This is a genomic window from Paenibacillus faecalis, assembly GCF_900289175.1.
GTDB classification, from domain to species: domain Bacteria; phylum Bacillota; class Bacilli; order Paenibacillales; family Paenibacillaceae; genus Paenibacillus_AQ; species Paenibacillus_AQ faecalis.
Window position 1 is genome coordinate 1,146,681 of sequence record NZ_LT985747.1, and the last position, 22,216, is coordinate 1,168,896.

The window sequence follows — 22,216 nt, forward strand, 5'->3', positions numbered from 1 at the left end:
CCTTACTCCCCCTTCATCACAATTACGCCTTGTGTCGTATGCATGCCGTCCACCCCGTCACCTATCATCACATATTCATACTGGACAGCTTGATTTTGCAGTATTTCGCTAATCCACGACCGAAACTCATCCTGCCCCATTTCCCATTGATGATCATCATGCCTAAAGCGGGCAAGCTCGTAATAACGGTTAAAATCAGCATTTGGTGTCGTAATGACCAACTTCTCAAACTGAACCTTATGCACAATCTGTTGTATAAACTCGGCAGCTTCCTCGACCGGCATATGCTCAATCACTTCCGTCAAAATCACATCCACCATCTCTTCATTGTACGTTTCCAGAAAATGCGACAGGGATGGATAGGTCACCAGATTATCCAGCTCTTTGACTCTTGCTTTGCGTTCAACAACCGCAAGTACATCCTCGTTCACATCTACAGCGTAGTAGGAGTCATCCATTTTTCCGGCAAAAGACAAGGCATAGAATCCTTCACCGCAGCCGATATCCAAAATCGGCTTATTCAGTGGAAGCACGCTCGCAATATAGCTCCTGCGTTGCATCGCCGTATTCCCATAAGCAAAATCAATACTGTACTTTTCGGTTTGCTCAAGCTCATGCTTGTATTTTTTGAAACGTTTGCGGTTGTTAAGGAAATTGCGTACAAAAAGGCTGCGTATGTAGTAAGGTGCATCGATCACATTCAGGCTTCGGATATATTTTTCAAGCACAGCATCCGACGTATCGAGATACTCGTTGCCAAACATCGACAGAAACAGGCTTAACACGCTTACCGTATGCAAAAGATCATACAGACCTTTCCGTGTAGAAATCGTTAATGCATAGCTTTTATGAGCCTCATGCCGGAGAGTGAACGTGTATCCATCGAGGTGCTTCCGAAAAAACTCAATGTAATGAAGCTTTTCAATATGAATGAGATTGATGAAAAAAATATGCTCATAACCGTCCACATCCCGTTCGTCCTGCTTCCTGAAGGGAGCCGAGAAAAATTCACTGATAGCGGCCAGCGGAAACAGCGGCGTGTTATATCTCGATACGTTCAAATATTCAAAGCTATCCCCCTGATGCTGCTTATAGGATATGTCGTTATCCGCATCCTTGAAGTACACATTGAAAACGGACGGTTCCGAATACCAGCCGTAAGCCATTCCTTGACGGAGGCTGCGCAGCTGCATCCCCGACTCGGGATTTTTTTTGATTAAAAATGAAAATTGCGGGTTCCTTGAGGTTAACTGTACAATAGCCAAAGCTGCTCTCTCCCTTCTAATGTTTACATATCCATGGTCTTTCTCTTCCCCATGCTTCCGCTAAAGCGGTGCGGAACAGATGATCCAATCGATCATCCAGCTGCGTTTCCTGTGTCTGTATTTCACGGACCCGCCCTTCATAAACGCTGATCTGCTCCTCAATAAAATCATTGAGCACAGGAAGTCTTGGCTCGAAATCGATCTCCTGGCCCGATTTTTTGCGGATAAGCAACGTATCGATCGTTCGTTTAAGCTCGCTGTCCGCCTCCAAAAGCCGATTCACAAGCTTTTCAAATTCCATAGGCGGCATTTCGTTATATTGTTCAATCCATTGACAGGCCAACAGCGGGCGAAGCACGTAAAAATATTTCTTAATCTTAACGAACTCCCCTTGCAGGTATTTGCGGTAGTTCCCTTTTGCCATGCTGAGATAGTGGTACATGCAAGATTTAGGCGAGAACGCCAGGGGTGAAATGCTTCGAATTTGGCCGGCTATGCTGTGTCTCTCCAAATATCTGATCGGGGATTCAAGCCATTCAAGCAGCGATGGATTGGACTTGCGGAAAAGACCCAGCGCTTTCTTTAAGTCCCAACCGCTTATATCGAGAGCGTCGCTAATCGGTCGTTCTATAACATCTCTTTTATCGAAAATGGATAGATACCACTCCACAGGTCTGACATAAATAAACCGGACATCGTAATCGCTGTCTTCGGACGGGAACCCCCAAGCCCTGCTTCCTGATTCACAGGCATACAAAATGACGACCTGCTCATCTCGTTCGATGCGTTCAAGTTCTTGCTGTATGTATAACTTCATTTCCTCTGTTACATTCATTTTGGAGTTCTCCCCCTTCCTTTTTCTATTTCTGTTATCGACTGGTCATTTGGAATATACTCATTGTCTTCGATTAGACCGTTTTTCAACAGGGCGAAAGTATGGCAATCTGAACATTGAAGCGTGAAATAACTTTTTTAACTGCAAAAGTACATTTAAACGAGCCATATTTTCTCTTTTAGGCAATTTACCTGCAAAAATACATTTATTCCCGCCCGATACAAGCTTATTGGCGAAAAGTTTGAATGTTAACTGCACTGTTGCAGTTAATTACTCTCAAAATCGAAAAAACCACCTTTTTAATGCACTTTTGCAGTTAAGCGTGACAGCCGACTTCCTTTTGAATATACAATTGTTTCTTGACACCTTAGAATTTATAAGTTTCCGAAACCTAAAGAAGAGACCATCCTTGCCATACCATTTATAATGAATAGAAGTCCGATGGAAATTTGTTCTTAAGGAGGACACCATGGCAAGAGAAAGCTTCGATAAAGAAATTCAGTTCCTTCGCATTCTCGCACTGGCCGGTGGCGCCTACAATCGCCAGCAGCTCGCCGACCGACTCGGCATATCGGTGCATACCTACGATAAAACGCTCAAAAATTTAAAATTGATGATTGAAACGCTCCAGCCGGAACTTTCTACAGAGCAAAATACCGCTTTGTCGGAAGGGCTCCGTTACTCATATTACGAGTCAGCCGATCCGCTCCTTCTCTTTTTATTTCGCGGCAAATCACTTAAGGCATCCGAAAGTGCAAGGCTGTCACTGATCTTGACCGAGCTACAGCACCAAAGTCTTACAGCGAAGGAATTGCTCGAACGTTTTGACTGCCATCTGGCTTATGAAGAGACGCTGCCTGATGAGAAGACGCTTCGTGGAGACCTTAAATATTTGGAGGAAGTCGGCGTCATCGTAAGGATGGATGGAGAACGCCCTTTCCGTTACCGCGCTTCCACGGATTTGATTAACCGATTATCTGACGACGAACTGGTCGATCTTTATGACTTCGTTGATGTCATGTCAAACACACAGCTTCCATCCGTTCAGGGGTACATCCTTCGGGACAATTTAAAAAGAGCGCTGCGGCAGCGCGGATTTACCGACAATGCCATGAGCACGTTCATTTATAAATACCATTACCACTCCCGTATCTTGGACGAAGCCCATCTATACACCATTTTTCAAGCGATTCAAAAACGGACTAAGCTCAAGTTTCTTTATTTATCACCAAAAAGCACTTCAAGATACGCTTCTAAAAACACGAATCCGCTGTTTCATCGGGAGTCTAAGGGGCTGCGAGAAGTCGTACTTCCGCTTCGTATCATATACGATCACCAATACGGCAGATGGTACCTAATCGGGCATAATCGAAGGCAGGGGCTGATGAAATTCCGCATGGAAGGGCTGACACAGCTCGAAGAAGGGGAACAAGTACAAGAGGAGTTTTTTCAGAGCAAACTTCATAACGCGTTGTCTGAGCTTGAGCACAGCTGGGTTACGGATACCGGCAATCCGGTACAGGTCGTTGTCAGGTTCTACAACCCCGAAAATAGCAAAGTGAACTTTGTATTGGAACGAGTTCGTGCACAGGGACAATGGGGAACCATTACATGGGAATCAGAGGATTCATTCTTGTACGAAATTCAAGTGAACGGCACAACCGAAATTAAACCATGGCTCCGCAGCTTCGGTTCCAGCTGTGAGGTGCTTACGCCCCGCTCTCTAAGGCAGGAGTTCATTAAAGAATGGAAGGAGATTGTGGCTTATTATGCGGATGAATCTGTTTGAGAAAATATTTAATTATCAGATTATGACACGGCTTGATGAAAGCGACTCTATCGCCATAACGTCTCAAGAACGATCCTGGTTAAAAACAATGCTGGCTCATTCCGAAGCCGTTCATGCTTTTACTCCGGGTACGCTGGAACACCTAAAGGAACTACTTCACCTGGAAAATACGAGCGCAGATGTGCAAGACATTATTCTTGAAAAAACAAAAGGATATGAACGCAGCATCTACCACCCGCTTCTTCGCACACTGCGCCGCCTGATCATGTTGGAGCGGGGCTTTCGGCTGACCTACAAAACGAAGCTTGGCGATCTGCGCAGCAATCATTCCGGTTTCCCCTACAAACTTGAATATTCGATGGTTAAACGAGATTGGGTACTGATCTGGTACAGTGCAAAGCGCAAAAGCCTGATGTATACTAAGCTATTTAATATTTTATACGTTCAGGAAACGACTCTCCCGTCCGATCGCATGATGGAAATCAAAGGACGGTTAGCCAATCTGATGGACAACCGAAAAGAACATGCTGTCATTGAAATCAACCGAAAATTTAACAGAGAGCTGTCCAGAATTCTATACGCATTTTCCTGTTTTGAAAAAACGGTGAGCTACGATGAAGACACAGATACATATCATGTGACTGTCCAATATCCAGAGGATGAGCGTGATTTCCTGCTTTCACGTATCCGCTTTCTAGGTCTCCGTGTAAAAATCATAGAGGGCAAGGTTCTGCAAAAGCGTATGCAGGAATCAGCGATGAAGACGCTCGCCAGATATGAAGAGGAGTAAATTATAATACAAATAACCCGCTTAACAGACACTGCAACGAAGTAACTGTTAAACGGGTTATTTTCTTCACGAAACCTAAGCTTTGCTTGTTAAGGCAACGGAAGCTGTTTATGCTTGGAACATACAATAATTCACCATCACTGTTCATCAACGCGTACATATCGGCTTTCCAGTTCCATATCGGCCTGCAGCTGTTTGCGAAACACAATGGCCGAAAGATACACACTGAGTTCATATAAAAGAATCAGCGGGATCGTCACCAAAAAATCAGAAATAAAATCAGGCGGTGTAATGATCACAGCGACAAATACAAGTCCAAAATAAGCCACTCGGCGCATTTTCTTCAACCGCAGCGGGTTTAAAATCCGAATTTTGGTTAAGAACATCACAATCAGCGGAAGCTCGAACAATAAAGCCAACGGCAGTATCAAATTTAACATGAAGTTTAAATAGTTTGTAATGCCGTAAGTCTCCTGAAGCCCCATGCTCTTTGTAATGCTTGTTGTAAAGGACAGCGTCATCGGAAATACGACGTAATAACCAAACACTATACCAACAATGAACAGTATAAAGGCATAAGGCACATACCGAATCGTCGCCTTCTGCTCGTCCTTCCGCAGTCCCGGCTTTACAAACGCCCAAAGCTGATAAAATATGAACGGAATCGATAGGACAAGCGAAAATATAGCCGCAATTTTCATATAAATCCCTATACCATCCCAAAAAGAAAAAGCATGGAATGCATAGGCTTTGGCCTGCTCCGTCCCCGTCAAATACTGATAAATCGGTTCAGCGATGAAAAGGCCAATGATCAGTCCGCATACAAACACGATCAGCACCATAATTATACGCCTGCGAAGCTCGCCAAGATGCTCGACAAGCGGCATCTCTTCCATTTTTTTCGACATGCTAGACACCACCTCATCTGTATCCCGGGCAGCACAAGAGAAACGGATATACCCTTATATGTAAAAGAGATCCGTTTCTAACCAAAAAAGTGCGAAAACAAAATCCCTCCGTCAGGAGGGGATTCACTTACGAAACCGCTCTTTATTCCGGAAGACGTCGATCTTCCGTCTTGGCCTGTGCCACAACAGGTTGCGGCGCTTCTTCCTTCTTCTTCGAAGCCGGCTCATCATCGATAATCTCGCGTGCTCCATCCTTAAACTCACGGAACGTTCTGCCGACAGCACGTCCCAGTTCAGGGAGCTTGTTCGGTCCGAACAGCAGCAGAGCCAAGATGACGAGCAGAATAATCCCCGGTACCCCGATTGGACCCATAGCTTTCTCCTCCTAATAGCATGAAATCAGCCCTAATAACATGTATACCGTCATCATACCATAACAAAAATCACATAAAAAGTGCCGATTCACGATATTTTTTACATATTTGCTCTGGGTTGGGGTACAGAGGCTTATGATTCTTCCCGATACTGTCCCGTCACCATAAGCAGCGCCTCCGGCAGCTGATCCATAATAGCCGCAAGGTTCTCATGAACACCTTTGGGCGATCCCGGCAAATTCAGAACCAGCGTTCGACCGCGAATGCCGCATACCCCACGGAACAGCATAGCACTTCGATTCTTTTGCATCACCGTAGACCGCATCGCTTCAGCAATGCCCGGTACTTCCCGCTCTATAACCCGCATGGTTGCCTCAGGTGTGACATCCCTGATCGCCAGTTCCGTTCCCCCGGTCGTAATTACCAAATCAACTTGATAATAGTCTGTCAATTCGATCAACGCAGCAATAATCTCATCTTCTTCATCAGGAACAATACGATATTCGATAATTTCTCCGCCCAATTCCTCTTCAATCAATTCCCGAATAACCTGGGCGCTCGTATCCTCACGTTCCCCTCGCGAGCCTTTATCACTCGCCGTCAGGATCGCCGTTTTCCACAACATGAGAACCCTCTCCTTCCCTCTACGCCGAATCTTCTTCCCATTTAATTGCTTTCGTAATTTAATTGCTTTCGTACAGGTAATCGCCGTTTTTTCCGCCCGTTTTGCTGAGCAGTTTCGTCGGACCGATTTCCATATCCTTTTGTATGGCTTTACACATATCATAGATTGTCAGCGCGGCGGCAGAAACGGCGGTCAGAGCCTCCATCTCAACCCCGGTCTTTCCTGTTGTCTTTACAGTTGCTTCAATATATAATTCATCCCGGCCATTATTGCCGAATTCCACATCGATACCTGTTACGGGAAGCGGATGACACATCGGAATGAACTCAGATGTTTTCTTCGCAGCCATGATTGCGGCTACCTGCGCTACCGCAAGTACGTCGCCTTTTTGTATCCCACCTTCTTGAATGCGGCAGAGCGTATCTGGATGCATCTTCACAGTTGTTCGTGCAGCAGCTGTCCGGGATGTTATGTCCTTGTCGCTTACATCCACCATCTTCGCTCTCCCCTGATCATTAAAATGACTCAGCTCCATCCCATCACCTTCCGCTAGTATCCCGTTTTTATGTATCCACTTTCAGTTATAAGCCCGTTCAGACGCAGATCGTGGCATTCCATAGGCACAAAATCTATAACCTGGGTTTCATAACATAGCCCGATCCATAAAGGAGGCTTGTTTCCAGTTGCAGCACCCGACAACACCCGATCCCGCAGACGATCAAAATATCCGCCTCCGTAACCAAGCCTGCCACCTTTTAGGTCAAATGCCAAACCCGGCACCCATATCACATCCAAAGCAGCATCCACCGGACACTTCTCTGCACGCTCAGGGTCCGGTTCAGGAATGCCATAAGCACCTTGAATCAGTTCGTCCCAACTGCGGAGCAGGTACAGCTCCATCATGCGATTTTCCCGAAGACTTCTCGGCACTATAACATCGATCCCATGCTCCCACGCCCAGGCAATCAGCGGCCGGGTATCTAGCTCCGAACGAAATGGAACATATACCAGCATACTGCGCGCTTGACAGGATACAAGCAAATCTGACGCATGACGGCAAGCCCGCTCAGACCATTGTTCACGATCATGAGCCGAGATCGAATCTCGAAGAGAAGCTTGAAGTGCCCGAAGTTCTTTTTTAGAGCCCGAAATGTTCACACAGGTCTTTCCCTTCACGCTTATAATTAAGATTAGTTTACCACTGTTCCCTCCTTTCGCCAAGAATAGCGAAATCCGATGATTCAGTCGATTGTTTACCATTTTTCATGTAAACTTACCTTATATCCCTCTTTAATTTCTACCGATGAATCTGGAACTATATATAGATGGAGGTTTTAACTCACATGCTTTTGCAAGCCAATGGCATTACGAAATTGTTTGGAGTTACCCCGGTGCTTGAGGGCATCAATCTGCAAATTCTTGAGCGCGATCGAATCGGACTTGTTGGTGTAAACGGCGCTGGCAAATCGACATTGCTTCAGATCTTGGCCGGGGAAATATCTTATGATGAAGGTCAAATATTTAAAGCCAAAGAAACAACTATTGGTTATTTGGCACAAAACAGCGGTTTACAGTCAGAGCGTACGATATGGGAGGAAATGCTGGACGTATTCACACCGCTCATTGAAACGGAGCGGGAGCTTCGCCAAATGGAACAGCAAATCGCTGATCCCGCCTCCAGTGAAGATCCGAAACGATATCAGGAACTGCTTGATCGATATGCCGTTCGTTCTGACTGGTTCAAAGACCATGGAGGCTATGAGATAGAAACGCGGATTCGCAGCATTCTTCATGGCATGGGCTTCGGAGATTTCTCACCGGATACATCGATCGCCACTTTAAGCGGCGGACAGAAAACACGTCTGGCGCTGGCACGGATGCTGCTTCAAGCTCCTGACCTGCTCCTGCTGGATGAGCCTACAAACCATCTCGATATTGAAACACTCACCTGGCTTGAGGACTACCTGCGCGGCTATTCCGGAGCTCTGCTTGTTGTATCCCACGACCGTTATTTTCTCGATCGTCTTGTGACAACGATTGTTGAGATTGAGCGTCATCAGTCAAAACGTTATACCGGAAATTACAGCAAATATATTGAACTCAAAGCAGCCGAATATGAGTCTCAGCTGAAGCAATATGAGAAGCAGCAAGAAGAAATTGCACGGATGGAGACCTTTATCCAGCGCAACCTCGTACGTGCTTCCACGACAAAGCGTGCACAGAGCAGGCGCAAAGCTCTCGAACGAATGGATCGATTGGACAAGCCGATGGGCGATTTGAAAAAAGCTCATTTTTCCTTCGAGATCGAGTACATGTCCGGTAAAGAGGTCCTTCAGGTTAGAAACCTTTCCGCTGCTTTTCAGCCCGGAGAAGCGTTGTTCCGCAATGTATCCTTCGATCTGCGGAGAGGAGAAACCGTCGCCCTGATCGGGCCGAACGGAATCGGCAAGTCCACGCTCCTCAAATGCCTAATCGACAATATGAAGCCCGCTTCAGGAACCGTGCAGTGGGGAACCAAGGTCAAGATCGGTTATTACGATCAGGAGCAGTCCGAGCTCAACCCGAAAAACACCGTATTGGAAGAGCTATGGGGCACATACCCTCATATGGAGGAGGCGCGAATCCGAACCGTTCTTGGCAACTTTTTGTTCAGCGGTGAAGATGTTCTAAAGAAAATAAGCGCACTAAGCGGCGGTGAAAAAGCACGCGTAGCTCTTGCCAAGCTAATGCTGCTCGAAGCCAACATGCTCATTCTGGACGAGCCGACCAACCACCTGGATTTGTTTAGCAAGGAAGTGCTGGAGTCTGCATTGTTGGATTACGAAGGAACGCTATTCTTCATTTCTCACGACCGTTACTTTCTGAACAAAATGGCTGAACGTATCATCGAGCTGCATCCAGACGGCATTCAACATTTCCTGGGTAATTATGATGACTACACAGATAAAAAGCAGGAGCTCGAAGAAATGAACCAAGAGCCATCCGATCCATTTAACCGTACAGCAGCCAGACAGGAGAGCACTGCAGAAGTTTCAACTGAAAAATCAGGGGCCGCTTCCTTCGAAGCTGATAAACAGGCAAAGCGTGAAGAAAGAAACCGGCAGCGTAAGCTGGCCAGCCTGGAAGAGCAAATTCATGCACTGGAGACCGAAATTGCTGAACTGGAGGAAGAGATGACGCTTCCCGAAATATATCAAGACTACATTGCTCTGCAAGAACGCCAACAAGCTGTTGATACTAAAAAGACTTTGCTGGAAGAAGTTTTCACAGAGTGGGAAGCTTTGCTGGAACATTAGTCTCATTTCATTTATAAAAATCGGAGAAAAAACTTTGCCGTCCTTGATAAAGGACGGCGTTTTATTATATTTCAAAAAAATTCATAGATATGTTTGAAAATCTCCTTATTTTTCTTATCCACAAGCTTATCCCCAGTTTCCGTGCATAAGTCAGGCTTGAAAATGACCTCTTCAATGCCTTTTTTACTTTTAAACTAGCTTTTCACGCGAGACCCCCAGGTTTATCCACTAACTTATCCACATTATCCACAACTTCAACGACTCGTCTCTGAAAATGTTGCCCCCTTTTTTCAGCTTTGAAAAATCGTTATTATATCAACGTTTTTTCGCATTTTACACATTTTTAAAGGGATATGTGGATAACATTGTCCACAACTTGACAGATTAATCGATTCGTTATATATAGGTTCCTTTTATATAGACAAATGTTAGTTAAACCGACAAGAGGGCCGAGTTGCATGCAGCTACATATGCGAGCCCCGCCGCCATCACAATATCTTGATGAACCGCTGTACCGCGGAACACTTTCCCGTCTCTTTCTACGGTAACAGCCGCTTCTGCATGCGCATCTTCTCCGCTGCTCAGTGAATGAAGTTCGAGGTCGACAAAGGAAATACTGCTGTTTATCCCTTGACTGATCGCAGATATAACAGCTTGAACCGGACCGTCTGCTACGCTCGAATGAGTCGTCTCCTGATTCTCATGCAGGTGACGCAGGCTGACTGCGGCGACACGGCTCGCACCGCTACCGGATACGACCTGCACCTCACCCAGCTCATACACCTGGGCTGGCTTTCCTAGCGTGCTGCTCACCATCTGCAGCAGCTGATCGTCACTCACTACCTTTTGCCGGTCCGCCGTCTCCTTAAACGTATGGTAAAGCTGCTCCATCTCTTGCTCTTGAACGGATACACCATACCGGGTGAGCCTGTCTTTCAGCGCATGGCGGCCGGAATGCTTGCCGAGTATAATCATGCTGCGTGGAATGCCGAGAGCCTCTGGATTCATAATCTCATAGGTGCTTCGTTCTTTCAGAAGTCCATCCTGATGTATACCCGATTCATGCTGAAACGCATTTCGGCCAACTACCGGCTTATTGAAGGCGATCGGAAAATGCATCGCGCTGCTGACCAAACGGGACGTTTCATACAGCTTTTCAGGCGATATCCCCGTCTCGGCTCCAAGTACGTCCCCTCTGGTTGCCAGAGCCATCACAAGCTCCTCCAGGGCACAGTTCCCTGTACGCTCACCTACACCATTCACCGTCACCTCAATTTGACTGGCTCCGTTTCGGATCGCTTCCAAACTATTCGCGACAGCCAAACCCAGATCATTATGACAGTGAGCACTGTACTCCACAGTACTGCCACCCCGTGCCCCTTCTCGCACTCGCCGGAACATGTCCCCATATTCCAAAGGCAGCGCGTATCCAACGGTATCCGGCAAGTTGATTATACTTGCCCCCTCCTCGATTACAGCCTCCACCATCTCAATCAGATCATCTATATTCGTGCGTGATGCATCCATCGCAGTAAACTCTATCCGATCGCAGAACTGCTTCGCATAGGCGGTCATTTCCCGGGCAGCTGCAACAACCTCTTTGCGTGTTTTACGAAGCTGATGTTTGATATGGATGTCAGACGAGGAAATAAACAAGTGAATACGCCGATTGGCAGCATCTTCAGTCGCCCGGACAGCGGCGTCAATATCACCTTTCACCGCTCTTGCAAAGCCGCATATTTCAACATTTTGAAGATTGCGAGATATACTTTGGACAGCGGCGAACTCGCCTGGACTGGACACGGGAAAGCCCGGCTCCAGCACATCGACACCCAGCTCTGCCAGCTTGGCGGCCAGCATAATCTTCTGCTCAGGCTGCAAACTTGCTCCAGGAGCCTGTTCTCCATCACGAAGTGTTGTATCCATCAACCGAATTGTTCGAACTTCTTGTACCATCCTGGGTTCCTCCCTTATTTTTCATATGCCATATCGAACTTCCCTTTGCCTGCTTTCTCACCTGAATATATGCGTCCGTACGTCGACTTACGTCCGCCAACCCCACCCTAACTGCTGCCGGCAGCAAAAAAAGCCCGCCATCTCTATGAATTAGAGACGACGGGCTTGCAACCCTCCGCGGTACCACTCTACTTGATGCATGGATCTCTGGCATAATGCCTGCCGATCACAATACATCCGCTTTACGCTCCATAAACAACGCCGGCCGGGTCATTGCTTATGGAACTTCCTGTTCACGAAAGGAACCCGTAAGAGAGTACTGTTCGGGACGTTAGAACGGGATGCTCGCCCCATTCCAAGCTCATCAGAACAACGATAAGCTATGTCCTTTCATTTCCCCTCTTCCGCTCCCGGGCGAGATTCAAAGGTTCCTTGCCGCTGCATCGCACCAAATTCGCAGCTCTCTGTCGGGCAGTCCCCTTCTACTTGCTCCCGTTCATTGCGTTTGTTATATACATTTCCTTATATAAAAAAAGCCCGTCATCTCTTTATTCAAGAGACGACAGGCTTTGCTATCGCGGTACCACTCTTGTTGACTTGCAGGATGTCCCGAGCACAAGATAATGCCGGTCCTTCAAGTCCCCTCATCGTCATACGCCACATCGAATCCTCAGCGTATGCTCAAGCCTTCTGACGGCGGCCAGCCGTAACGAAGTAATGCCGAACCATATCCGGCCAGCGATCCTGCGCTGTGTTCCTTCGTTCCGCTCCCAGGCGAGCTTCAGGTCTCTTGCCACTGCGTCGCACCGTCCCGCAGCTCTCTTCTAAGTCCAAAAGATCCCTACTATTCCTGTTCTTCGCGTTTCAACAATCTGGAATTTGAGGTTGATTATACGTCCTTTAATAACAGCTGTCAAGGACGATTTTCTTTGTTTACTCTGCCCATTTTTCTAAAGACAGCTGAGGATCAGCCTTCATATCCAAAGGCGTCAGGTCCCCCTTCTTCCATTTCAGATGAGCGGCAGCTGCAATCATCGCCGCATTGTCCGTACAGTATTCATGCGGCGGTATCGTCAAAGGAATCCCTTCAGCATCACATCGTTCTGAGAGCAACCGACGCAAGCTGCGGTTCGCAGCAACCCCTCCGCAAAGCAGAAGCTGCTTGGCATCATACGCCTTCACAGCGCGAACCGCCTTTTCGACAAGTACCTCGGTAACCGACTCCTGAAATCCACGGGCAATTGCCCCGGTTCTGACCTCTTCTCCGCGCATTTTGCTCTGATTGACCACATTCAATACAGCTGATTTCAAGCCGCTAAAGCTGAAGTCATAGGAATCCGGCTCCAGCCAGACACGAGGCAGTTCTACTGCATCATCCGCCTCCAGAGCCAGCCGATCCACATGAGGTCCGCCCGGATAAGGAAAACCGAGCGCACGCGCCACTTTATCATAAGCCTCGCCGACAGCATCATCACGCGTGCGGCCGATAAGCTCAAAACTGCCCTCGGACTTCATATATACAAGCTCGGTATGTCCTCCCGAAACAACCAAGGACATGGACGGATATTCAATCGGCCCAACGATGCGGTTCGCGTATATATGACCTGCAATATGATGTGTTCCGATCAGCGGTTTTCCGAGCGCATATGCAAGGCTTTTGGCTGCAACGACACCGACGAGAAGCGCCCCCACAAGACCGGGTCCCTGGGTAACAGCAATTGCCGACAAATCCCGCAGCTCGATTCCTGCCTCTTCGACAGCTTCCTCCAAAATCATTGTAATACTTTCCACATGTTTGCGTGACGCCACTTCGGGCACAACGCCACCGAATGCTTTGTGGGTTTCAATCTGACTTGCAATCACACTTGACAACACTTCATGTCCGTCTTTAACAACTGCCACTGATGTTTCATCACAGCTTGTCTCAATCGCCAGAATCAAGCTGTGCTGTTCTGTCTTCTGTACATTCATACCCAACCTTCGCTTCCTTCCTCGCTTTCGTACTCACGGTACGGAGGCAAATCGGCCCACATGATCAGCGCATCCTCTCCGTTGTCTGAATAATAGCCTTTTCGGATGCCTGCAGGCTGAAATCCTTTTTTTAAATATAAACACTTGGCCACTTCATTGCTGACCCTGACCTCAAGCGTAATTCGTTCCATTCCCAAAAACGAAGCCGTCTTCATCAACTCGTTCAGCAGCCGTTCCCCCCATTTGCGCCCACGGTATGCTCCGAGCAGTGCAATGTTGGTAATATGGGCCTCATCGACAATCGTCCACATCCCCGCATAACCGATCGTACGGCCTTCATACTCCATGACCATATAACGTGCAAAATGATTCAGCTTAAGCTCGTTCTGAAAAGCTTCTTCCGTCCATGGAAGTGTAAATGCATCACGTTCTACAACCATAACATCCGGTATGTCCTTAAGTGTCATCAACCGAAAGGACAAGCCTTCATCATGAATCTGTGTCTGATGTTTCTGTTCCATGATTGTGCACTCCCTTCACCGCTTGCGCTGCAGGTTGGCTTCCGCTTCTGAAAGCTGCGTATAGTTGGGTACCAATGCATGCCGTTCATCCGACTCTCCCTGAAGCAGCCGCATCGCTCCCAATCGGCCGACCCATCGGCCTTCCAGTTCATACGGAACCATGTTCAGCACTCCGCCGTATACGTCACCAAGACGTTCAGCCGCTTCCTTATGAATGGCAACATCACCGATAAACGAGATCGATGCAGGCCGCTCTTCTTCCTTAAGAGCATCCAAACGAGCGGCAACAATGTCGATCCATGCTGCCATTAGCCGAATCGCATCCGGTTCCAGCCGCTGCGGTGCGTCATCCACTCCGCTGGTAAACAGTGCCGTATACACCTGTCCGCGTCTGGCATCGAGCAGCGGGATCACCCAATGCTGTTCATTGTCCGCAGGGGCAGAGTAATCTCTCATAGCAAATGAAAGTCCTCCCCACGCGATCGCATTCAGGCTGGATACACCAACAACCGGAATGCCTTTTGCCCAGGAAAGCGTCTTGGCTGCCGTGACAGCCATGCGAACGCCCGTATATGATCCCGGACCCATCCCAACGGCAATCCCATCAATCTCATCTATGGTCAAGCCTGCTTCCTCTACGATCTGTGCTAGAACTGGATGCATATGCACGGAATGATTGCGCTCCCCACTTACGTTCATTTCTTTAAGCAGTTCATCATTGTCCATTACGGCTACTGCCAGCTGAGCCGTGGACGAATCCAGCGCCAAAAACCGCTGGCGCGGCTTCATGCTATGATTATTCATCGATGTTTACCCCATTTTCATTTAATTCCCGGCACCACTGACCGTATGGCTCACCCAAGCCGCTAACCGTAATGGTTCGCTCCGATAAATCTTCCGTCTCAATCGATATATGAAGGTAACCTTCCGGAAGGAGCTCGGTTATAAGACTGCTCCATTCCACAAGACAAACACCTTCTCCAAAAAAATACTCGTCCAGTCCAAGCTCGTCCGCTTCATCGAGAGATAAACGATAGACGTCCATATGATAAAGAGGCAGACGCCCCTCATATTCTTTAATAATGGTAAAAGTGGGGCTGTTCACGACATCACTGACACCCAGATGCTTCGCGAAGGCTTGAGAAAACGCCGTCTTCCCCGCTCCCAAATCCCCATCAAGACCGATGACTGTTCCCGGTATGGATCGCCGGGCCAGCCAGGCGGCTAGCTGCTCCGTATGAGCCAGACTTTTGGAAATGTAACGGAACTGCTCTTCATTACCGCTTCCTACCACTGATATACCCACCTTTTTATGACATAACTGCTGTATGACTTAAACTTGCCCTTAATTATATCGGTCTCCACAGTATGCCGCAAGGGAGTCTGACAAGCGATAAAAAAACACCATTCTCCGGTGAAAGTCGGTTAAGCCGGCAATCACTCGGGAAATGGTGTCTCATGCTGCGGAGCTGTCACAGAATCAAACGGTGATTACGGACAGCAAAAAATTTTCTACTCGCCTTCTTCCAAACGTTCAACGTTTACCGTCACGGTATCGGTCGGCCGAGAGCCAACTTGAACCGTCGCCATGCCGTTAGCCTTATCAATCTCCTCAATCCAAACCGGCTTTCCTTCCAGATTTACCTTAAACGTATCTTCGGATTTAAAAATACGCCATGCGCGATCCAGATCCATCCGTTATTCTCCCTTCTTTTTTTCCATATTTCCCGGTGCTTCATCCACCGTCTTCATCGTATCCGTTGTTGTATGGCCGATCAGACCGTTATCCCGGGTTACGTTGCCGCCACCCAGTCCCTCATTTACCATTCGGTCAATGTCAAGCATCGTGGACTCGCGTATGATCTCACTTTCAGTTGAGGTTACGTTCTCCCAATCCACTTGTTCACCATTCACTGATTCGGCTGAATAATCTGTCTGCGCTTCTTTGTCGGCCTTCTGCTCCAAGCTCATTCCTGCACCTCCTTGCACAAGGTAGAGCTCCCCCTATATCCAACGTCAATATGCCTCAAAGCTTAAAAATTTATACAGATAGAAAGAAAAATGGAGGAGTAAATAGTAGTAGGTTTATTATATAGAAGCTTTTTTTGGGGCAAGCTAAAAGTGGGGTTCTACTAAAAAAAGCATAGGGAGGAATGATACATGCATACCGTCTGGAAAGGTGCCATCAGCTTCGGGCTTGTTCATGTTCCAGTCAAAATGTTCTCGGCCACCGAGGACAAGGATATATCCATGAGATATATCCATAAAGAATGCGGAAGTCCGCTCTCTTATGTTCGTAAATGCCCGGTTTGTGAGGAAGAGGTCGGATGGGACGAGATTAGCAAAGGATATGAATATGAAAAAGGGAAATTTGTTCTTTTCGAAAAAGAAGAGCTTGATCAGCTGTCGGGACAAAACAGTAAAAATATTACCATTCTCGATTTTGTAGATTTAACAGAAATTGATCCGATCTATTTTCAAAAAACCTATTACCTGTCTCCCGATCAAGCTGGAGCCAATGCGTACCGTCTGCTGCTCGAAGCGATGAGACAATCTGGAAAAATCGGCATAGCCAAAATTGCGATCCGTTCCAAAAGCAGTATGGCTGCAATCCGAGTTATCGATGAATGTCTGGCGATTGAGACTATTTTTTATCCCGATGAGATCCGCCCGATCTCTCAGGTCCCAAATTTGCCGGAAAACGCAGATGTAAATGAAAAAGAACTCTCGATGGCACGCATGCTCATTGAACAGCTCTCCTCCCCTTTTGATCCGGAAAAATATACAGATGATTACCGCGAGCGTCTACTCGATATGATCTCAAGCAAAGTCGCAGGTGAAGAAGTGAAGATCGCCCCTGCCCGTCAAGAAACAAATGTCGTCGATCTGATGGCCGCCCTTCAGGCAAGCATTGAAGCGGTTAAAGCGCCGGTTGCCACCGATCCGGGAACGACACCGAAACCGCGGAAAACGACCCGCAAGACCGCTGCCAAGAAAACAGCAGCCAAAGCGAGCGGTGAAGGGCCTGACCACGAAGGACCCAAACCGAAACGCCGCACTACGAAATCCAAGAAAACCGAAACAGGTTCATAATCATGAACAGCTTAAAAGACTATCTTCCTAAAGAACCTATGGCTCCCATTACGTCAGAAACCATCCCAACAGGAAACGAGTGGGGGTATCAGTTAAAATGGGACGGCGTGCGTATCCTGTCACTTCTGGATCAAGGCGAGGTTTCGCTCTTCTCTCGCAAGCTTCTGAACAAGACAGCACTATACCCGGAAATCGTCTCTTCCCTGTCTACATTTAAACACCAACGCCTGCTGCTGGACGGCGAGATCGTATATTTTCATCCAGAGCTAGGCCGTCCATTGTTTCACAAAGTTTTGCAGCGGGAGCGCTCTCGAACTATTAGCACACAAGCTCCCCAGTTTACGTATGTACTGTTTGATATACTTTTGGACGGTGACCGGGACCTGAAATCATGGCCTTACATTGAGCGACATCATCATCTGCAGCAGATGATCAAAAATACGCCAGGCTTGCTGATCGCCGACCTGTTCAATGACGGGGAGAACCTATGGAAGTGGGCTGAAGATCATAGCTGGGAAGGTATTGTCATCAAACGTCTATCTTCCCCCTATCGAGAAGGAAAGAAGCATCGGGACTGGTATAAGAAAAAAATATCCATACGGTTGAAAACAGAGGCTGTAGCGCTAATTATGCGGGAGGGACGTGTTGCCAGTCTCGTCCTTACGGGGAAGGACGGCTCTTATATTGGCAGGGCCTCGCTCGGATTAAACGAACGCAGCAAGCGGCAGCTGTTGGACTACGCCGGGCTACATCCGGGAAGCGCGCGGTGGAAGGAACTGCATACTGATTTAAAAAAAGAACAGCTCGTTTGGTTAAGTACGCCATTAACGGTTGAGGTGACGTTCCTGGAGTGGAGTCAGGACGGAATGATGCGCCATCCAAAGCTGCTTCAAATTCAAGGACTGGATCGCTTATGAAAAAACAGGTCAAAGGCACATTAACGATCGAAGGCCAGAAAATTCCTATTACCAATCCCGATAAACCGCTGTGGCCCGAGGTTGGAATAACGAAGGCGATGTATTTGCAGAAACTTGCCGCCCTCTCTCCGTATCTGCTCCGTTATTGCCGCGAAAGACTGCTCACAACGATCCGTTACCCGCACGGTGTATCCGGTGAGTTCTTCTATCAAAAAAATGCACCGGAGCCTATACCTTCCTTCGTCAAAACAGCCTTGCACGAAAATATCAACTATGTTGTACTGAACGGGCTGCCTGAGCTGCTGTGGCTTGGTAATCTTGCCGCGCTTGAATTTCATCCCTCTCTGCACTATGTCGGCAGCAATCTTCCATGCGAATGGATGATCGATCTCGATCCTTCCCAACCGGAAGAACCGAGAATTATGGAAGCGACATCCATTGTCGGCAATGTGCTCCGTTCACTTGGCATCTCATCGGTTCCTAAAACATCAGGGGCCACCGGGGTTCAGATCATCGTACCGATTCCGGAAAAAATTACGTTTGACGAGCTTCGGAGCATCGGTCAATTTGTCGCCCAATATGTTACCGAAAAGCACCCGAAGCTGTTCACCATTGAAAGACTGAAGAAAAACCGCGGCGACAAAATCTATTTTGATTACCTTCAGCACTACAGAGGGAGAACACTCGCAGCACCTTATACGCCGCGGGCAAGACCTTTGGCTACCGTGTCAACCCCTCTTACCTGGGAAGAGGTATCCCGAGATGTTTCACCTGTGGATTTTCATCTGCTCAATATCGTGGAGCGGCTGCAGGAGAAGGGCGACCTTCTGGCAATGCTCCCGCCTCAACCGCTGGAACCAATACTACGTCACCTATCTTCAAAACATAAATAAGTTTTCCTGTAGCCAAACAAACAGCCTGCTCTTACTCATACCTTCCTTGTTGGAGCAGGCTTTTTCTGTCTTCTTCCCCCGTCTCTGCTGTACATATTTGTCAATTCATCCCCAACCTTTATACCTACCAGGGCATCACCCAAATTCCCTATAAAGATAGGTATACGCAAGGTCCTGATCAGCCAATCTCATAACGATGTATTCAAAAACCGCGCCGGAACTAAATTGCCCCCATTTGTTAACAAGTGGATGGGGCACTTCAACTCCGGAGCGGTTTTTTTAGTGAATATCCTTCTTCTTGAATCTTCCGCCCTTTACATCATGGATATTGCCAACCGCAAGAAATGCCTGAGAGTCCCAATCTTCCACGATGGATTTCAGCTTTGCTTCCTCAAGCCGGGTAATGACGACAAAAATAACCTTCTTGCTGTCGCCCGTATAAGCCCCTTCCCCGTCCAGATAAGTTACGCCGCGTCCCAAACGCTTAGTAAGGGCATCACCAATCTCCTTATATTTCTCACTGATGATCCATACCGACTTGGACTGATCAAGACCTTCAATCGTAATATCAATGAGTTTGAAAGCCAGGTAATATGCTATAAGAGAGTACATCGCGCGATCCCATCCGAAAACAAATCCCGCACTGCCAAGTATAAAAAAGTTAATGAACATCACAATTTCACCGACAGAAAACGGCGCTTTTTTGTTAATCAAAATCGCTACGATCTCTGTACCATCAAGCGAACCACCCGACCGGATCACCAAACCAACACCGATACCGAGAATGACGCCGCCAAATACAGCAGCCAACAGCGGATCAATGGTAAGCGGGGACACCGGATGAAGAAAATACGTCCCTGCCGACATAACCAAAACGGCGAAAAGTGTAGACAATGCGAACGTTTTGCCGATTTGCTTATACCCCATAAACAAGAATGGAAGATTGAAGAGGGTAAGGAAAATACCAAGCGGTATCTGGGTGATATGTGAAACCATGATGGAGATTCCGGTAATGCCGCCGTCAATAATACGGTTCGGTACCAGAAATATTTCCAATCCAACCGCCATTAACATTGCTCCAAGCGTTAAAAAAACGATCCGACGGAAAAGCCTTGCCTGGAGCGATTTCGAAGACGGCTTTTCCGGCTGCCGCTGATCTGTCTGCAACATTCCCTGCTGTGACTGCATCTTCTGTTGCGATTGCAGCAGCTCCTTCAATTCATTTAGTTCACTGGACATAAAATTCCCCCGATCATTTTGAGAATATAGCCGAACGTATCCAATACGTTTTTATTCATATGTCTATTTTATCACAAAATAAAGGGGCGATCTCAAACTTCCGTTACAAAGCAAAATACTACCATTTCAAACTCGCCTCCACACATCTTATAACAATGGAGACAGCATCCTGCAAAAAATTTCAGCACCCTTCTGCAGCCTTCCCCGATCCTTGAATTTTCCGACATCGATCATGCGACTGTTACGAAGATCCTCTTCAAAATCAGAAACCAAGCGCTCCATCGGCTCTTTATCAAAGAGAACCGCCGTTAGCTCAAAATTGCAGAAAAAGCTCCGCATATCCATATTCGCCGTACCAACAGAACCAATCAAATCATCAACAATCAGCACCTTTGCATGAATAAACCCTTTTTGATATTCATAAAACCTTACTCCCGCCGCAAGCAGCTCCTCCACATAAGATAAGGATGCTAGCTTAACAAGTCTTGAGTCGGCCTTGTCCGGAATAATTATACGTACATCCACTCCGCTGACTGCCGCCGTCTTGATCGCTTCAAACAGTCCTTCATCCGGAATAAAATACGGTGTCGTTATCCAAATCCGCTTCCTGGCTACCGAAATGGAGCCGAAGCACATTTCCTGTATCGCATTCCAGCTCATGTCAGGTCCGCTGCTTAAAATCTGCACTTGCTCTTCACCTGTACAGTGATGCTCGGGAAACAAGCCTAGATCAACGATTTTTTCCCCAGATGCAAGCCTCCAGTCATGGAGAAAGACGTTCTGCAAAAAATAAACTGCATCCCCCTCCACTTCCAGATGAGTATCTCGCCAGTACCCCATCTTTTGGTACTTCCCCAAATAATCATCACCTACGTTGATCCCTCCCAGAAAGCCAACGGTGCCGTCAACGACAACAATCTTTCGATGGTTTCGGTAATTGATTCTTCGGTTCAGAACAGAAATCATCGCCGGGAGAAAATAATGAAATTCCACCCCCGACTCTTTAAACCGCCTTACAAATGATTTTTTCAGCTTGTAGCTGCCCAGTCCGTCACAAATAAGGCGCACTTTAACGCCTTCCTTCGCTTTACGAATCATCACATCCTGAAACTTCGTTCCGATCGTATCATGACGAAAAATATAAAATTCAACGTGGATATGATCCTTCGCCTTTTCCATCGCATCCAGCATAGCCGCATAAGTTTGCTCCCCATCCGTCAGCACTTTGGTGCTGTTACATCCCGTAATCGGACTTTCCGAAAGATGACTCAGCAAATTAAACAGACGCAAATGATGATGAAATTCAGGGTTATGCATTTCGGATGCACGCCGCACAACAGCTGCTTTTTCCCATAAATGCCCCCGGATTTCCTGGAACAGCCGTGTTCCACGATTCCGAACCATCAGCCGATGCTGATAGTCTCGAGCCATGAAAAAATAGAGCACAAAGCCGACAAGCGGTAAACAAAACAAAATAAACAGCCATGCTACGGTTTTGGACGGATTTCTGAATTCGAGCAACAGCACCGCTAGCATCTGACATATAAATGCGATAAGTGCAAGCAGAAGCCACAGCATACCGGCAGCCCCCTAACTTGAAATAAGTATGATAACTACATCATTGACCATTCAACTATGTATTAATCAGTACATACCCAATCCGCAATATGAATGACACTATCTTTCGTCTTCCAAAATTTTTGACATGTTTCTCGCAGAAATAGAATACATAGAGGATAAGGAG

22 protein-coding genes and 1 other annotated feature are annotated in these 22,216 nt (G+C 47.2%); of the genes, 6 read left to right on the forward strand and 16 right to left on the reverse strand.

Features of this window, described 5'->3' with window-relative positions:
* Positions 1-2 precede the first annotated feature (2 nt).
* Positions 3-1,265, reverse strand: a complete 1,263-nt coding sequence (locus C8268_RS05575) for a class I SAM-dependent methyltransferase (protein WP_106766761.1) — start codon at positions 1,263-1,265, stop codon at positions 3-5.
* Between the two features lie 16 nt (positions 1,266-1,281).
* Complete coding sequence (locus C8268_RS05580; RefSeq protein ID WP_106766762.1) at positions 1,282-2,100, reverse strand: nucleotidyltransferase domain-containing protein; 819 nt, start codon at positions 2,098-2,100, stop codon at positions 1,282-1,284.
* Between the two features lie 469 nt (positions 2,101-2,569).
* On the opposite strand from C8268_RS05580, the gene C8268_RS05585 reads away from it, so the two are divergent.
* Both C8268_RS05585 and C8268_RS05590 read left to right on the forward strand, forming a co-directional pair.
* Positions 2,570-3,889 carry a helix-turn-helix transcriptional regulator gene (locus tag C8268_RS05585; RefSeq protein WP_106766763.1) on the forward strand — a complete coding sequence of 440 codons (1,320 nt, stop codon included), beginning with the start codon at positions 2,570-2,572 and terminating at the stop codon, positions 3,887-3,889.
* Positions 3,870-4,679: a WYL domain-containing protein gene (locus C8268_RS05590; RefSeq protein ID WP_106766764.1), complete on the forward strand. Its 810-nt coding sequence runs from the start codon at positions 3,870-3,872 to the stop codon at positions 4,677-4,679. The genes C8268_RS05585 and C8268_RS05590 overlap by 20 nt, the downstream gene beginning before the upstream one ends.
* 137 nt (positions 4,680-4,816) lie before the next feature.
* Here C8268_RS05590 and tatC read toward each other — a convergent pair whose 3' ends face one another.
* The 5 genes from tatC to C8268_RS05615 form a co-directional block, all read right to left on the reverse strand.
* Positions 4,817-5,587, reverse strand: coding sequence for a twin-arginine translocase subunit TatC (gene tatC / locus C8268_RS05595; RefSeq protein WP_106766765.1), 771 nt, complete (start codon positions 5,585-5,587; stop codon positions 4,817-4,819).
* Positions 5,588-5,729: 142 nt separating this feature from the next.
* Positions 5,730-5,960: a twin-arginine translocase TatA/TatE family subunit gene (locus C8268_RS05600; RefSeq protein ID WP_106766766.1), complete on the reverse strand. Its 231-nt coding sequence runs from the start codon at positions 5,958-5,960 to the stop codon at positions 5,730-5,732.
* Positions 5,961-6,094: 134 nt separating this feature from the next.
* Positions 6,095-6,586, reverse strand: a complete 492-nt coding sequence (locus C8268_RS05605; protein WP_106766767.1) for a MogA/MoaB family molybdenum cofactor biosynthesis protein — start codon at positions 6,584-6,586, stop codon at positions 6,095-6,097.
* 58 nt (positions 6,587-6,644) lie between these two features.
* Positions 6,645-7,121 carry a cyclic pyranopterin monophosphate synthase MoaC gene (moaC, locus tag C8268_RS05610; protein WP_106766768.1) on the reverse strand — a complete coding sequence of 159 codons (477 nt, stop codon included), beginning with the start codon at positions 7,119-7,121 and terminating at the stop codon, positions 6,645-6,647.
* Between the two features lie 14 nt (positions 7,122-7,135).
* The gene (locus C8268_RS05615; protein WP_234032678.1) at positions 7,136-7,744 is read right to left on the reverse strand and encodes a 5-formyltetrahydrofolate cyclo-ligase; all 609 of its coding nucleotides are present in this window, start codon (positions 7,742-7,744) and stop codon (positions 7,136-7,138) included.
* A gap of 185 nt (positions 7,745-7,929) precedes the next feature.
* Between C8268_RS05615 and C8268_RS05620 the strand changes: the two genes are divergently transcribed.
* A complete protein-coding gene (locus C8268_RS05620; RefSeq protein ID WP_106766770.1) occupies positions 7,930-9,882 on the forward strand; it encodes an ABC-F family ATP-binding cassette domain-containing protein in 1,953 nt (650 codons plus the stop codon).
* Positions 9,883-10,314: 432 nt separating this feature from the next.
* On the opposite strand, the gene C8268_RS05625 is transcribed toward C8268_RS05620, so the two are convergent.
* The 7 genes from C8268_RS05625 to C8268_RS05655 all read right to left on the reverse strand — a co-directional run bounded on the left by C8268_RS05625 (position 10,315) and on the right by C8268_RS05655 (position 16,301).
* Complete coding sequence (locus C8268_RS05625; RefSeq protein WP_106766771.1) at positions 10,315-11,838, reverse strand: 2-isopropylmalate synthase; 1,524 nt, start codon at positions 11,836-11,838, stop codon at positions 10,315-10,317.
* A gap of 552 nt (positions 11,839-12,390) precedes the next feature.
* Positions 12,391-12,705 (reverse strand) — a binding site (T-box leader).
* A gap of 66 nt (positions 12,706-12,771) precedes the next feature.
* Complete coding sequence (tsaD, locus tag C8268_RS05630; protein ID WP_106766772.1) at positions 12,772-13,809, reverse strand: tRNA (adenosine(37)-N6)-threonylcarbamoyltransferase complex transferase subunit TsaD; 1,038 nt, start codon at positions 13,807-13,809, stop codon at positions 12,772-12,774.
* Entirely contained in the window at positions 13,806-14,330 is a 525-nt protein-coding gene (rimI, locus tag C8268_RS05635) for a ribosomal protein S18-alanine N-acetyltransferase (RefSeq protein WP_106766773.1), read from the reverse strand. The genes tsaD and rimI overlap by 4 nt, the downstream gene beginning before the upstream one ends.
* A gap of 15 nt (positions 14,331-14,345) precedes the next feature.
* Positions 14,346-15,134 carry a tRNA (adenosine(37)-N6)-threonylcarbamoyltransferase complex dimerization subunit type 1 TsaB gene (gene tsaB / locus C8268_RS05640; protein WP_106766774.1) on the reverse strand — a complete coding sequence of 263 codons (789 nt, stop codon included), beginning with the start codon at positions 15,132-15,134 and terminating at the stop codon, positions 14,346-14,348.
* On the reverse strand, positions 15,127-15,624 hold the full coding sequence (gene tsaE, locus C8268_RS05645; protein ID WP_199794813.1) for a tRNA (adenosine(37)-N6)-threonylcarbamoyltransferase complex ATPase subunit type 1 TsaE: 498 nt from the start codon (positions 15,622-15,624) through the stop codon (positions 15,127-15,129). Before tsaE ends, tsaB begins: the two co-directional genes overlap by 8 nt.
* Before the next feature lie 218 nt (positions 15,625-15,842).
* The gene (locus C8268_RS05650) at positions 15,843-16,025 is read right to left on the reverse strand and encodes an H-type small acid-soluble spore protein (RefSeq protein WP_106766775.1); all 183 of its coding nucleotides are present in this window, start codon (positions 16,023-16,025) and stop codon (positions 15,843-15,845) included.
* A 3-nt stretch (positions 16,026-16,028) separates the two neighbouring features.
* Positions 16,029-16,301: a hypothetical protein gene (locus tag C8268_RS05655; protein WP_106766776.1), complete on the reverse strand. Its 273-nt coding sequence runs from the start codon at positions 16,299-16,301 to the stop codon at positions 16,029-16,031.
* Between the two features lie 189 nt (positions 16,302-16,490).
* Between C8268_RS05655 and ku the strand changes: the two genes are divergently transcribed.
* The 3 genes from ku to ligD are packed head-to-tail and all read left to right on the forward strand — an operon-like array spanning position 16,491 to position 19,233.
* Positions 16,491-17,423: a non-homologous end joining protein Ku gene (gene ku, locus C8268_RS05660; RefSeq protein WP_106766777.1), complete on the forward strand. Its 933-nt coding sequence runs from the start codon at positions 16,491-16,493 to the stop codon at positions 17,421-17,423.
* Between the two features lie 2 nt (positions 17,424-17,425).
* A complete protein-coding gene (locus C8268_RS05665; RefSeq protein WP_106766778.1) occupies positions 17,426-18,340 on the forward strand; it encodes an ATP-dependent DNA ligase in 915 nt (304 codons plus the stop codon).
* Positions 18,337-19,233 carry a non-homologous end-joining DNA ligase gene (gene ligD, locus C8268_RS05670; protein WP_106766779.1) on the forward strand — a complete coding sequence of 299 codons (897 nt, stop codon included), beginning with the start codon at positions 18,337-18,339 and terminating at the stop codon, positions 19,231-19,233. The genes C8268_RS05665 and ligD overlap by 4 nt, the downstream gene beginning before the upstream one ends.
* A 279-nt stretch (positions 19,234-19,512) precedes the next feature.
* Here the strand turns inward: ligD and C8268_RS05675 are convergent, their stop codons facing one another.
* Both C8268_RS05675 and cls read right to left on the reverse strand, forming a co-directional pair.
* Positions 19,513-20,403, reverse strand: coding sequence for a YitT family protein (locus C8268_RS05675; RefSeq protein WP_106769851.1), 891 nt, complete (start codon positions 20,401-20,403; stop codon positions 19,513-19,515).
* A 216-nt stretch (positions 20,404-20,619) separates the two neighbouring features.
* Positions 20,620-22,050: a cardiolipin synthase gene (gene cls, locus C8268_RS05680; protein ID WP_106766780.1), complete on the reverse strand. Its 1,431-nt coding sequence runs from the start codon at positions 22,048-22,050 to the stop codon at positions 20,620-20,622.
* Between the last annotated feature and the right edge of the window lie 166 nt (positions 22,051-22,216).